Raw genomic sequence first — 12,694 nt, 5'->3', positions numbered from 1 at the left:
TGTTTCTGCGGCTACCATCCGATAATTGAATTAAATTGTAAAATACACATATATTATTTCTTATGATAAACCGGAATTGCTTTATCTTAATGATTTGTATAAAGATAATGTAATCGAGTTCCCGGCTAAAAAGCCTAAAGAAATCAACATATGAATAAAACAGAACAATCGGCAGATTTGTCCGCGTATGCAGACAGTCGCCTGGCAAACGATCCGCCGCTTCGGGCTGTCCGTGCCTTTGAGGCCATCGCCCGGCTGGGCAGCGTCACGCTGGCCGCGCAGGAGCTGGATATCTCACCGTCGGCGGTAAGCCATCAGCTCAAGGTGCTTGAAGGGTATCTGCAAATTCCGCTCACGGAGCGTCAGGGGCGCAGGCTGGTGCTGAGCCAGCACGGACGTGAATATTACCGCTCGATTCGCGCGGCGTTTAACGTGCTGCGCCAGGCAACGGAGCACCTGGCGGAGCAGGCGCAAACGCGTCAGGTCACCATCAGCCTGATCCCGCTTTTTGGCATGGGGTGGTTCATTCCACGTTTACCTGCGTTCATGCGCGCCAATCCCCAAACCGAGATCAACGTGGTGTATGCCAACCATCGTAACTATCTGAGCGACGCGTCGGATATGTCGATTCGTTTTGGTAACGGGCAGTGGGCGGGCTATCAGAGCGAAAAGCTGATTTCCGGTCAGATGGTGCCGGTGTGCAGCCGTGCGTTTTTGCGCGTTCATGGCCACATCGACACGCCTGAACAGCTGCTGCAAATGCCGCTGTTGCATGATGAAGAGCGTACGAGCTGGACGCAGTGGTTTTTGTTGCAGGGGGTAAAACGTCCTCTCCGGCGCAGCGGCCCGCTGTTTGAAGACGGACTGTTGACGCTGGCGGGCGTACAGGCTGGTCTGGGCTGTGCGCTAATGCGTGAGCCGCTGATTGCGCCGTATCTTGAGAGCGGCGAGCTGGTGAAGATATTTGACTTACCGATTGATGACGGGCGCGATTATTACCTCTGCGTGCGTACAGACTCAGAGATGACCGAGGACGGCAAGCTGCTGCAAAACTGGCTTCGTTGGGCGGCGAACGGAGAGTCGTCAGCCGGATAGGAAGATAAAAAAAGCCAGCTTGTTCAGCTGGCTTTTGTATTGACAACATTTAGAACTGGTAGGTCAGACCCAGCGCCACGATGTTGTCTGTACCGATGCCTGCCTGGCGAGTGAACTTGTTGTCGTCGAGCAGATTGATTTTGTAATCCACGTAGGTAGACATGTTTTTGTTAAAATAATAGGTCGTGCCAACATCGATGTATTTAACCAGATCCTGGTCGCCGAAGTTTTCGATGTCTTTGCCTTTAGACTGCAGGTAAGCGATGGATGGACGCAGGCCAAAGTCGAACTGATACTGAGCCACAACTTCGAAGTTTTGCGCCTTGTTTGCAAAGCCGTAGATGTCGGTACGCTTGTTGTTAGAAGTACCGAAGCGGGTTGCGTTATAGGTCTGAGAGTACTGCGCCGCGAGGTAAACGTTGTTCGCGTCGTATTTCACACCACCGCTGTATACTTCAGCGCGGTCGCCTTCACCGTATACGCCAGCCGCATTCTGGTCAGCGGTACGACGGGAAGAGGACATTGCACCACCTACGCTGAAGCCTTCGCCCAGATCGTAAGTCAGGGATGCGCCATAGCCGTCACCGTTCTGGTTCAGCAGGCTGCGACCGCTGGTGTTTTCACCCTCTACGCTGCCGTTTTTGCCCTGATACTGCAGAGCAAAGTTCAGGCCGTCCACCAGACCAAAGAAGTCCTGGTTACGGTAGGTCGCGACGCCGTTAGCACGTTGCTGCAGGAAGTTGTCAGCGCCGTAGGTATCGCCGCCAAATTCTGGCAGAACGTCTGTCCAGGAAGTTACGTCGTAGATTACGCCGTAGTTACGACCGTAATCAAAGGAGCCTGCTTCAGCAAACTTCAGACCTGCAAACGCAACACGGGTCCAGGACTTGTTGTCGCCTTCTTCCTGGTTGCCCTGAATCTGGTATTCCCACTGGCCGTAGCCGGACAGCTGATCGTTAACCTGGGTTTCACCCTTGAAGCCGATACGCATGTAGGTTTTATCGCCATCTGCGCCTGCGTCATCAGAGAAATAGTGCAGACCTGTTACTTTGCCGTACAGATCCAGCTTGTTACCGTCTTTGTTGTAAATTTCGGCAGCGTTAACAACGCCTGCTGCCAGCATGGAAGTGACTGCCACTGCAACTAATTTAAGTTTCATCTTAAATGTTCCTTATAATTTTTTTTCAGTATTTCCTGAACCACTGTGAACGATTTCTAAACGAGGCTGCTCGTCAATGGCATGCTATTTTTAAAAATCTCGTAGTCTTATTTCAATAATAAGTTTCAAATTATTAGAGATAATTTCAATTAGTGTGATCTCGATCGTGTGAAAAGGCGATTATTCAAACAAAGCGCCCGAATTTTATACGATTAATAATTATTTTGTTTGCGGGACTATTGCCATCGCTATAATTTCTGTGAGTTTTAGTATATTAAGTTAGATTTCGGTATTCCCGATGTGTTGAGGGGGTGTTATTAGTTTTTTGGCTTAATAACAGTGAGTTAGGGGAGGGTTTAAACGTATATTGCGAATATTTGCATGGATGTGTCAGAATTGAATTATTACATTCAATGCTATCCATAGTGTTAATATTCATGGTTGACTAGTTTCATGTCGTTGTCAGTTTGTGTCAATTATCTTGTTGAGCGTTTACAGAAGGTGCCAAATATAAACCGAAATTAAACAGACATCCTATTATTAGGATAAATATTCTGAGGTGCGATCACACTTTAAATTTATGTTAATTATGTTGCCGGGTTGAAATTTCCCCGGCCGTGCGAGAAAGCATTATTTTCTTGTTGCGTACCAGCAGAGTAACGACCCGGCGCAGACCATCAGGGCGCCTTGCCAGAACGAGAATGAGAGGGGGGAACTCAGCACTGCGGCGGCAAGCGCGGCTGAAAGGACCGGGGTAAAATAGGATACGGCAGCCAGAACCGTGACGTTACCGTGCAGGATGCCAATATTCCATGCGGCGTACCCAAACCCAAGGGCAATGCCGCACATGACGAGTTTCACCACCACCGGAAGCGTGAACATCATCTCTGGCTGATCGCTCAGGGCATATTTCACCCACAGACTCAGCGCGGTCAGTAAAACAAACAGGGTGATGCCGTTTTGTCCTTTCGCAAATTTGCTGGTGACCGTGCAGTAGGCGGCCCAGATAAAGGCCCCGGCAAACGCCAGCGCGTAGCTCAGCGGGCTGGAAACGATATTGCGGGTTATTTCATCAAGATGTAAACCCTGTTCACCGCCCAATACCCAGCAGACGCCCAGCAGCGATATGACCAGGCCGGGGATCACCCACAGGGTGGATTTCTGTCCGTTGAACAAAATGGCAAACACAATGGTCAGGCTTGGCCAAAGGTAATTCACCATACCGACTTCAATCGCCTGCGATCGCGTTGCGGCATAGCCCAGCGACAGCGCCAGGCATATTTCGTAGCTGACAAATAAAACGCTGCCCGCAATAAGATATCGCGGCGAGAACCGTCTGATATCAGGAAATCCTACCGTCACCAGACACAGTAATCCGCTGAGGGTGTAGATCATCGCCGCACCGCCTACCGGCCCCAGTCCCTCACTCACGCTGCGAATTAGGCCGACCATGGTGCTCCATAACAGTATTGCCGCCAGCCCAATAAGCGTTGCCTTTTTTCTGTCCATTACTTCGCCATTGCAATAAAAATCAAAGGAAAAATGTATCGCATTACGCCTGTCGCTGTCGTGAATTATTCTCTTAAGCCGTTAATCAAAAAGGGGTAATGAAATGTTCCGGGGGTGACTATTAAGGGGGTGAAGACAGATGACCTTGATTTGACGCAAAAAAATCAGGGACTTTACTGCTAGTTTGCGGCGCGAAGTCTTATACGAACACGAGGACAACGATGGACGTCAGCCGCAGACAATTTTTTAAAATCTGCGCGGGCGGTATGGCCGGAACAACGGCAGCCATGCTGGGATTTGCTCCCAAAATGGCGCTGGCTCAGGCACGCAACTATAAGCTGCTGCGCGCGAAAGAGATCCGTAACACCTGCACATACTGCTCCGTAGGTTGTGGGCTTTTGATGTATAGCCTGGGCGATGGCGCAAAGAACGCCAGAGAAGCGATTTACCATATTGAAGGGGATCCGGATCATCCGGTGAGCCGCGGGGCGCTTTGCCCGAAAGGGGCGGGGCTGCTGGACTATGTTCACAGCGAAAATCGCCTGCGCTACCCGGAATACCGCGCGCCGGGTTCTGATAAATGGCAGCGTATCTCCTGGGATGAGGCCTTCTCCCGTATTGCCAAATTAATGAAAGCCGACCGCGACGCCAACTTTATTGAAAAGAACGCGCAGGGCGTAACGGTTAACCGCTGGCTCTCCACCGGGATGCTGTGCGCGTCTGCGGCGAGTAATGAAACCGGCATGCTGACGCAAAAATTTGTGCGCTCTCTCGGCATGCTGGCGGTAGACAACCAGGCGCGCGTCTGACACGGACCAACGGTAGCAAGTCTTGCTCCAACATTTGGTCGCGGTGCGATGACCAACCACTGGGTTGATATCAAAAACGCGAACGTCGTGGTGGTGATGGGCGGTAACGCCGCAGAAGCCCATCCGGTAGGATTCCGCTGGGCGATGGAGGCGAAAAACAACAACGATGCGACGCTTATCGTCGTCGATCCGCGCTTTACGCGCACGGCATCGGTGGCCGATATCTATGCGCCAATCCGCTCCGGTACGGACATTACGTTCCTGTCCGGCGTGCTGCTGTACCTGATCGAAAACAACAAAATTAACGCGGAATACGTTAAGCACTACACCAACGCGAACCTGCTGGTGCGGGATGACTTTGCCTTCGATGACGGGCTGTTTAGCGGCTATGACGCCGAAAAACGCCAGTACGACAAAGCGTCCTGGAACTATCAGTTCGATGAAAACGGCTATGCGATGCGGGATGAAACCCTGACGCATCCGCGCTGCGTATGGAACCTGCTGAAGCAGCACGTTTCCCGCTATACGCCGGACGTGGTGGAAAACATCTGTGGCACGCCGAAAGCGGACTTCCTGAAGGTGTGTGAAGTGCTGGCCTCCACCAGCGCCGCCGACAGAACCACCACGTTCCTGTACGCGCTGGGCTGGACGCAGCACACCGTTGGCGCGCAGAACATCCGCACCATGGCGATGATCCAGCTGCTGCTCGGCAACATGGGCATGGCGGGGGGCGGCGTAAACGCGCTGCGGGGTCACTCCAACATTCAGGGGCTCACCGACCTCGGCCTGCTGTCGACCAGCCTGCCGGGCTACCTGACGCTGCCGTCTGAAAAGCAGGTCGATCTACAAAGCTATTTGGCGGCGAATACGCCAAAAGCGACGCTGCCGGACCAGGTGAACTACTGGAGCAACTATCCGAAGTTCTACGTCAGCCTGATGAAATCCTTCTACGGCGACGCGGCGCAGAAAGAAAACGACTGGGGCTTTGAGTGGCTGCCGAAGTGGGACCAGGCTTACGACGTCATCAAGTATTTCAACATGATGGATAAGGGCGACGTCACGGGATATATCTGCCAGGGCTTCAACCCGGTGGCCTCCTTCCCGGACAAGAACAAAGTCGTTCGCAGCCTGAGCAAGCTGAAGTACATGGTCGTTATCGATCCGCTGGTGACCGAGACCTCCACCTTCTGGCAGAACCATGGGGAATCAAACGATGTCGATCCGGCCTTGATTCAGACCGAAGTGTTCCGCCTGCCGTCCACCTGCTTTGCGGAAGAGGATGGCTCCATTGCCAACTCCGGCCGCTGGCTGCAGTGGCACTGGAAAGGCCAGGACGCCCCGGGTGAAGCGCGCAACGACGGCGAGATCCTGGCCGGGATCTACCACCGCCTGCGCGAAATGTATCGCACCGAAGGCGGCAAAGGCGCGGAGCCGCTGCTGAAGATGAGTTGGCGCTACAAGCAGCCGGATCGTCCCGAGTCTGAAGAAGTCGCGAAAGAGAACAACGGCGTGGCGCTGGCGGATCTGTATGACGCGAGCGGCAATCTGGTGGCGAAGAAAGGTCAGCTGCTGAACAGCTTCGCGCTGCTGCGCGACGACGGCACGACGGCGTCGTCCTGCTGGATCTACACCGGCAGCTGGACGGAGCAGGGTAACCAGATGGCCAACCGTGAAAACGCTGACCCTTCCGGGCTGGGCAATACGCTGGGCTGGGCATGGGCGTGGCCGCTGAACCGTCGCGTGCTGTACAACCGTGCGTCTGCAGACGTAAACGGCAAGCCGTGGGATCCGAAGCGCATGCTGATCCAGTGGAACGGGGCGAAATGGACGGGGAACGATATCCCGGACTACAACACCGCCGCGCCGGGCAGTAACACCGGGCCGTTTATCATGCAGCCGGAAGGGCTGGGGCGCCTGTTTGCGCTCGACAAGCTGGCGGAAGGGCCGTTCCCGGAGCATTACGAGCCGATGGAAACGCCACTGGGGACCAACCCGCTGCACCCGAACGTGGTCTCCAGCCCGGTGGTGCGTATCTACGAAGACGACGTCCTGCGCTTAGGCAAAAAGGACAAATTCCCGTACGTGGGAACGACCTACCGCCTGACCGAGCATTTCCACACCTGGACCAAGCACGCGCGGCTGAACGCCATCGCGCAGCCGGAGCAGTTTGTGGAGATCAGCGAGACGCTGGCGAAGGCGAAAGGTATTGCCAACGGCGACCGCGTGAAGGTGAGCAGCAAGCGCGGCTTTATTCGCGCGGTGGCGGTGGTGACCCGTCGTTTGCAAAGTCTGAACGTGCATGGTCAGCAGGTGGAAACCGTCGGTATCCCGCTTCACTGGGGCTTTGAAGGCGTGGCGCAGAAAGGCTACATCGCCAATACCCTGACGCCAAACGTCGGCGATTCCAACTCGCAAACGCCGGAATACAAAGCGTTTCTGGTCAACATCGAGAAAGCGTAAGGAGCGATTCAATGGCAATGGAAACACAAGACATTATCAAACGCTCCGCGACTAACCCGATAACGCCCGCGCCTCGCGCGCGGGACTACAAGGCAGAAGTCGCCAAGCTTATCGACGTCTCCTCCTGCGTGGGCTGCAAGGCCTGCCAGGTGGCGTGCTCAGAGTGGAACGATATCCGCGACAAGATCGGGCACTGCGTAGGGGTTTACGATAATCCGGCGGATCTGAGCGCCAAATCCTGGACGGTGATGCGTTTTAGCGAAACCGACCAGAACGGCAGGCTGGAGTGGCTGATCCGCAAAGACGGCTGCATGCACTGCGAAGATCCGGGCTGCCTGAAGGCGTGCCCTTCAGCGGGCGCGATTATTCAGTACGCCAACGGGATCGTCGACTTCCAGCAGGACAACTGCATCGGCTGTGGGTACTGCATCGCGGGCTGTCCGTTCAATATCCCGCGCCTCAATAAAGAGGATAACCGGGTATACAAATGCACCCTGTGCGTGGACCGCGTCAGCGTCGGGCAGGAGCCTGCGTGCGTGAAGACATGTCCCACCGGGGCGATCCACTTCGGCACCAAAAAAGAGATGCTGGAGGTGGCGCAGCAGCGCGTCGATAAGCTCAAAGCACGGGGCTACAACAAAGCGGGCATTTACAACCCGCAGGGCGTGGGCGGTACGCACGTGATGTATGTGCTGCACCATAGCGACCAGCCGGAGCTGTACCACAACCTGCCGAAGGATCCGGCGATCGATACCTCCATCAACCTGTGGAAAGGGGCGCTTAAACCGCTCTCCGCGGCGGGCTTTATCGCCACCTTTGCCGGGTTGATCTATCACTACATTGGTATCGGGCCAAACAAAGAGGTGGATGACGACGAGGAGGAGCATCATGAGTAAGTCGAAAATGATAGTGCGCACCAAATTTGTCGATCGCGCCTGTCACTGGACGGTGGTGATCTGCTTCTTCCTGGTGGCGGTATCGGGAATTTCGTTCTTCTTCCCGACGCTGCAGTGGCTGACCGAAACCTTCGGTACGCCGCAAATGGGGCGCATTCTGCACCCATTCTTCGGCGTGCTGATCTTTGTGGTGCTGATGTTTATGTTCGTGCGTTTTGTTCATCACAACATCCCGGACAAGCAGGATATCCCGTGGGTGAAAGGGATTGTTGAAGTCCTGAAAGGTAACGAGCATAAAGTGGCGAAGGTGGGGAAATACAACGCCGGCCAGAAGATGATGTTCTGGACCATCATGAGCATGATTTTTGTGCTGCTGGTGACCGGGGTGATTATCTGGCGTCCGTATTTTGCGCACTATTTCCCGATTCAGGTGATCCGCTACGCGCTGCTTATCCACGCCACGTCGGCCATCATCCTGATTCATGCCATCCTGATCCATATGTATATGGCGTTCTGGGTGAAAGGCTCGATTAAAGGGATGATTGAAGGGAAGGTGAGCCGCCGCTGGGCGCAGAAACACCACCCGCGCTGGTATCGCGATGTGGAGCGTCTTGAAGCGAAACAGGAAAGTACGGAAGGATTGAAGTAAACCCTGCGCCGTCGGCTCTGCCCGGCGGCGCTGCGCTTGCGCGGGCCTACTCTTCAAATCAAAACCGCTCCTCCACATACCGGAACGGGTATTTTGTGGGTTTGACTTTGCCGATTTTGCGTTTCGGTAAATCCACCTTGTCGACGTGTATTTCTTTATACGGGATCTGCGAAAGCAGGTGCGAAATAATATTCAGTCGCACGCGTTTTTTATCTTCTGAACGTGCCACAAACCACGGCGCCCATGCGGTATCGGTGGCTTCAAACATGGCGTCGCGCGCGAGGGTATACTCGTCCCACAGGTTAAAGGATTTAATATCCATCGGCGATAGCTTCCAGATCTTACGACCATCGTTAATACGGTCGCGCAGGCGACGCTCCTGCTCTTTAGGCGTCACCTCCAGCCAGTACTTCAGCAGGATAATTCCGGCATCGACCATCGCTTTTTCCATCACTGGTGCGCCATCCAAAAATTTCTCCACCTGTTCCTCCGTGCAGAATCCCATTACCCGTTCAACACCCGCGCGGTTATACCAGCTGCGATCGAATATCACGATCTCGCCTGCTGAAGGCAGGTGCGGCACATAGCGCTGGAAGTAGAGCTGGCTTTTTTCTTTTTCAGTTGGGGCAGGGAGCGCAACAACGCGAAACACGCGAGGGCTGACGCGCTCGGTGATCGCTTTGATGGTGCCGCCTTTACCGGCACCGTCGCGTCCTTCAAAAACAATACACACTTTGAGTCCTTTGGCGACGACCCACTGCTGGAGCTTAACCAGTTCAACGTGCAGGCGACGAAGTTCTTTTTCGTACTCTTTGGTCTTCAGCACGGGTTTAACCACGCTATCTACACTCGCTTTGGTCACGGTCACTGCTTTGGTTTTATTCTGTTTTGCGTTTCCCATGATAATCCTCATCTCCGGAACGTGTGATGTGCTTAGAAGGAACTAACACTCTGAAGTGTAATGCTGAGTGGAAATCTCAGCGGACTTTTTTCGCAGTCAAGACTTTCTCTTTCGCGAATCGCTGGTTAAAATGATTAAAAATAACTGTATAAATAAACAGGATTGTTATGACATTGATTGTTGAAGGCGAAAAAATTGGACGTAACCGTTTTACCGGTGAAAAGATTGAAAATGCTGTTTTTCGTCATTGCGATTTCTCTGGCACAGATTTGACCGGCACAGCATTTATCGGTTGTCAGTTTTACGATCGTGAACGCCAGATCGGCGGAAATTTTAGCCGGGCGCAACTTAAGGACGCGATCTTCAAAAGTTGCGATTTATCCATGGCTGATTTCAGAAATGCGAATGCCTTAGGCATCGAAATCCGTGAATGCAGGGCGCAAGGGGCTGATTTTCGCGGTGCCAGTTTTATGAACATGATCACCACGCGTACCTGGTTTTGCAGTGCTTATATAACAAAAAGCAACCTGAGCTATGCCAATTTTTCGAAGGTGGTTCTGGAAAAATGCGAGTTGTGGGAAAACCGCTGGAACGGCGCGCAGATCCTGGGGGCAACTTTCAGTGGTTCGGATATGTCAGGCGGCGAGTTTTCTTCATTTGACTGGCGTGCAGCAAATTTCACACACTGCGATTTAACCAATTCGGAACTGGGTGAACTGGACGTGCGTGGCACTGATCTACAGGGTGTTAAGCTGGACAGTTATCAGGTGTCGCAAATTATGGAACGCCTTGGCATCGCGATTATCGGCTGACAATATTCACAGTCTGCGCTGTATAAATGGATTAACGTGTCAGTCTGCCAGTTTGAACTGGCTCACCATACAAGATTATTCAATAATGCCCGCTGCGAGTGATTAACCCGTGGTTGAGGTATGAAAAAGACAATATTTTCGTTGGCGCTTGGCACATTTGGCCTGGGCATGGCCGAGTTTGGCATTATGGGCGTGTTAACCGAGCTGGCGCATGACACCGGTATTTCGATTCCCTCCGCCGGGAATATGATCTCGTTTTATGCTTTCGGCGTGGTGATTGGCGCCCCGATTATGGCGCTGTTCTCAGGCAAGTTCTCGTTAAAAACGACGCTGCTGTTTCTGGTTGCCCTGTGCGCGGTGGGGAACGCCCTGTTTACCTTTTCGTCATCATATTTCTGGCTGGCGACGGGACGCTTAATTTCCGGTTTTCCGCACGGCGCGATTTTCGGCGTCGGGGCGATTATCCTCTCTAAAATTGCGCCACCGGGGAAGGTGACGGTCGCAGTGGCGGGAATGATCGCCGGGATGACCGTGGCCAACCTGGTAGGCGTCCCGCTCGGCACCTGGCTGGGGCACCAGTTCAGCTGGCGTTATACCTTTTTCCTGATTGCGGTGTTCGACGCGCTGGTGATCCTCTCGGTTCTGCTCTGGGTGCCGGACATCCACGACACATCAGAAATCAAATTGACCGAGCAGTTCCACTTTCTGAAAAAACCAGAACCCTGGCTGATTTTTGCCGCCACCATGTTTGGCAACGCCGGGGTGTTCGCGTGGTTCAGCTTCGTTAAACCGTTTATGGTCAACGTTTCAGGCTTCACCGAAGGCCTGATGACGATCATCATGATGCTGATGGGGCTTGGCATGGTGCTGGGCAACCTGTTGAGCGGCAAACTCTCGGGGCGTTTTAGCCCGCTGCGCATTGCGGCGACCACCGACATGGTGATTGTCGCCTCGCTGCTGCTGCTTTTCGCCTGTGGTGAACTCAAAACGGCCTCGCTGATCATGGGCTTTATCTGCTGTGCCGGGCTGTTCGCGCTCTCTGCGCCGCTGCAGATCCTGCTTCTGCAAAATGCGAAGGGCGGCGAGATGCTGGGGGCGGCCGGGGGGCAGATGGCGTTTAATCTCGGCAGCGCGATCGGGGCGTACTTTGGCGGGATGATGATTACCCTCGGCTTTAGCTGGCGCTACGTCACGCTGCCTGCGGCGATACTCTCGTTCTCTGCCATGAGCGCGCTGTTGATCTACGGTTACCTGCGGGCCAGACGGGCTCAGGCTAACGCTCGCGCGCTAGCCTGATTGAAGTCAGGCAAGCCAGGGCTCGCCCAGGGTCAGCATCAGGCGGTTGGCCCAGGCGAAGAACGCGGCGGACTGCACCAGATCAAGCTGGGCTAAGGTGTCCAGCCCCTCTTTTTCCAGCGCGGCAAGGTGCAGCGGCGTGGCCGCAGGCGGGGTAACCGACAGCGCTGCCGCAAAATTAATCTCCGCCTGCCAGCGCGCAGATTGTCCCTCGCTCAGGGGTTGTCCTGGACGCACGGCCAGCAGGGCCTCTACCGCCGCGTCATCCTTTGACAGCTGGCTGGCTTTCCGCGCATGGACAGATGCGCAGTAGATGCAGCCGTTAATTTTACTGGCGACCGTTGCGGCCAGCTCGCGCTCGGCGCGCGGCAATCCCCCCGGCGTATAAAAAATCCCTTTATCCGTTAGCGTGCGCTGTTCAAGCACCGGCAGGTTGCGCCCCAGCAGGCGGAAATAGTCGGAATCGGTGTGGCCAAACTTCGCCAGTATAGCAACCTCGTCATCACGAAAATCCGCCAGCGGTTTGGCGGCGATCCACGGCTCCCAGCCCAGTTCCTGCTGGGTAAACGCGACGGGAGCCGCCTTCCCGGTGGCCGTGGTTGCGGTCGTGTGCCAGACGCCTGCCGCCACCGGCGCTTCGCTTTTGGCGACGGGTTTGTCGTTCAGCAGCCGCAGCCCGGCAATCAGTCGGCTCTGGAAGCTGACAAACGCGATAAGCTGCGCCAGGGTCACGATACCTTCCTTGCTCCATCCCGCCTGGGTCAGCGCCCTTAACGATGTCGGCGTGGCTTCGACGGGGGAGAAGGTCAGCAGGCGCGCGAAATTGAGCGCCGGGGTCAGGCGTTCAGAGGTGGGGTCGGCCAGACCAAACCCCGCATAGTGCGCGGCCAGCGCCTCCGCGTTGTGCCACCTGGCGACTTTTGCCGCGACGGCGAAGCGCTCGTCCAGCGCAAAATCGCTATCCTGCTGGGTAAATAAGATTTCGTAGCTGCCCTGTGCGTGGCGCGTGGCGGCGTCCCGCGTGGCGCGCGCCTCTGCCAGAGGGGAACCGGGTTTAATTTCCGCCAGCTCGGCGAGAATGTCGTGACTTAATGACATAGGTATCTCC

Annotated in this window: 10 protein-coding genes; 6 read left to right on the top strand and 4 right to left on the bottom strand. The window is 54.7% G+C overall.

Annotated features, from left to right (window positions below):
* The first annotated feature begins 150 nt into the window (after nt 1-150).
* Nucleotides 151-1,095 carry a LysR substrate-binding domain-containing protein gene (locus GXP72_RS11930; RefSeq protein ID WP_208762912.1) on the top strand — a complete coding sequence of 315 codons (945 nt, stop codon included), beginning with the start codon at nt 151-153 and terminating at the stop codon, nt 1,093-1,095.
* Between the two features lie 49 nt (nt 1,096-1,144).
* Here the strand turns inward: GXP72_RS11930 and GXP72_RS11925 are convergent, their stop codons facing one another.
* Together GXP72_RS11925 and yddG are read right to left on the bottom strand one after the other, a co-directional pair.
* Nucleotides 1,145-2,254, bottom strand: a complete 1,110-nt coding sequence (locus tag GXP72_RS11925; protein ID WP_024909569.1) for a porin OmpC — start codon at nt 2,252-2,254, stop codon at nt 1,145-1,147.
* A gap of 630 nt (nt 2,255-2,884) precedes the next feature.
* Nucleotides 2,885-3,763 carry an aromatic amino acid DMT transporter YddG gene (gene yddG / locus GXP72_RS11920; RefSeq protein ID WP_048989386.1) on the bottom strand — a complete coding sequence of 293 codons (879 nt, stop codon included), beginning with the start codon at nt 3,761-3,763 and terminating at the stop codon, nt 2,885-2,887.
* 221 nt (nt 3,764-3,984) lie between these two features.
* Here yddG and fdnG point away from each other — a divergent pair, with 221 nt between their 5' ends.
* From fdnG to fdnI, 3 genes are read left to right on the top strand one after another with little or no spacing between them, the layout of a single operon-like run.
* Nucleotides 3,985-7,032 (top strand): formate dehydrogenase-N subunit alpha, encoded by a 3,048-nt coding sequence (fdnG, locus tag GXP72_RS11915; protein WP_208762911.1) that lies wholly within the window; start codon nt 3,985-3,987, stop codon nt 7,030-7,032.
* Between the two features lie 11 nt (nt 7,033-7,043).
* Complete coding sequence (fdxH, locus tag GXP72_RS11910) at nt 7,044-7,928, top strand: formate dehydrogenase subunit beta (protein ID WP_208762910.1); 885 nt, start codon at nt 7,044-7,046, stop codon at nt 7,926-7,928.
* Nucleotides 7,921-8,577 carry a formate dehydrogenase-N subunit gamma gene (gene fdnI, locus GXP72_RS11905; RefSeq protein WP_136194917.1) on the top strand — a complete coding sequence of 219 codons (657 nt, stop codon included), beginning with the start codon at nt 7,921-7,923 and terminating at the stop codon, nt 8,575-8,577. Before fdxH ends, fdnI begins: the two co-directional genes overlap by 8 nt.
* Before the next feature lie 58 nt (nt 8,578-8,635).
* Here the strand turns inward: fdnI and ppk2 are convergent, their stop codons facing one another.
* A complete protein-coding gene (gene ppk2, locus GXP72_RS11900; RefSeq protein ID WP_032647376.1) occupies nt 8,636-9,478 on the bottom strand; it encodes a polyphosphate kinase 2 in 843 nt (280 codons plus the stop codon).
* Nucleotides 9,479-9,645: 167 nt separating this feature from the next.
* Here ppk2 and GXP72_RS11895 point away from each other — a divergent pair, with 167 nt between their 5' ends.
* Both GXP72_RS11895 and araJ read left to right on the top strand, forming a co-directional pair.
* Nucleotides 9,646-10,290 carry a Qnr family pentapeptide repeat protein gene (locus GXP72_RS11895; RefSeq protein ID WP_208762909.1) on the top strand — a complete coding sequence of 215 codons (645 nt, stop codon included), beginning with the start codon at nt 9,646-9,648 and terminating at the stop codon, nt 10,288-10,290.
* A gap of 120 nt (nt 10,291-10,410) precedes the next feature.
* Nucleotides 10,411-11,586: an MFS transporter AraJ gene (gene araJ / locus GXP72_RS11890; RefSeq protein ID WP_208762908.1), complete on the top strand. Its 1,176-nt coding sequence runs from the start codon at nt 10,411-10,413 to the stop codon at nt 11,584-11,586.
* 6 nt (nt 11,587-11,592) lie between these two features.
* Here araJ and GXP72_RS11885 read toward each other — a convergent pair whose 3' ends face one another.
* Entirely contained in the window at nt 11,593-12,684 is a 1,092-nt protein-coding gene (locus GXP72_RS11885) for an alkylhydroperoxidase domain protein (protein ID WP_208762907.1), read from the bottom strand.
* Nucleotides 12,685-12,694 lie beyond the last annotated feature (10 nt).

Source organism: Enterobacter sp. SES19, from assembly GCF_011765665.1.
Taxonomy (GTDB): domain Bacteria; phylum Pseudomonadota; class Gammaproteobacteria; order Enterobacterales; family Enterobacteriaceae; genus Enterobacter; species Enterobacter pseudoroggenkampii.
The sequence above is the reverse complement of the archived record's forward strand: the minus strand, read 5'-3'. Positions and strand labels throughout refer to the sequence as shown.

Excerpts from the sequence above, each read along its gene's own strand:
- GXP72_RS11930 (WP_208762912.1), top strand. The coding sequence starts at position 151 with ATGAATAAAACAGAACAATCGGCAGATTTGTCCGCGTATGCAGACAGT.
- GXP72_RS11925 (WP_024909569.1), bottom strand. The coding sequence starts at position 2,254 with ATGAAACTTAAATTAGTTGCAGTGGCAGTCACTTCCATGCTGGCAGCA.
- yddG (WP_048989386.1), bottom strand. The coding sequence starts at position 3,763 with ATGGACAGAAAAAAGGCAACGCTTATTGGGCTGGCGGCAATACTGTTA.
- fdxH (WP_208762910.1), top strand. The coding sequence starts at position 7,044 with ATGGCAATGGAAACACAAGACATTATCAAACGCTCCGCGACTAACCCG.
- fdnI (WP_136194917.1), top strand. The coding sequence starts at position 7,921 with ATGAGTAAGTCGAAAATGATAGTGCGCACCAAATTTGTCGATCGCGCC.
- ppk2 (WP_032647376.1), bottom strand. The coding sequence starts at position 9,478 with ATGGGAAACGCAAAACAGAATAAAACCAAAGCAGTGACCGTGACCAAA.
- GXP72_RS11895 (WP_208762909.1), top strand. The coding sequence starts at position 9,646 with ATGACATTGATTGTTGAAGGCGAAAAAATTGGACGTAACCGTTTTACC.
- araJ (WP_208762908.1), top strand. The coding sequence starts at position 10,411 with ATGAAAAAGACAATATTTTCGTTGGCGCTTGGCACATTTGGCCTGGGC.
- GXP72_RS11885 (WP_208762907.1), bottom strand. The coding sequence starts at position 12,684 with ATGTCATTAAGTCACGACATTCTCGCCGAGCTGGCGGAAATTAAACCC.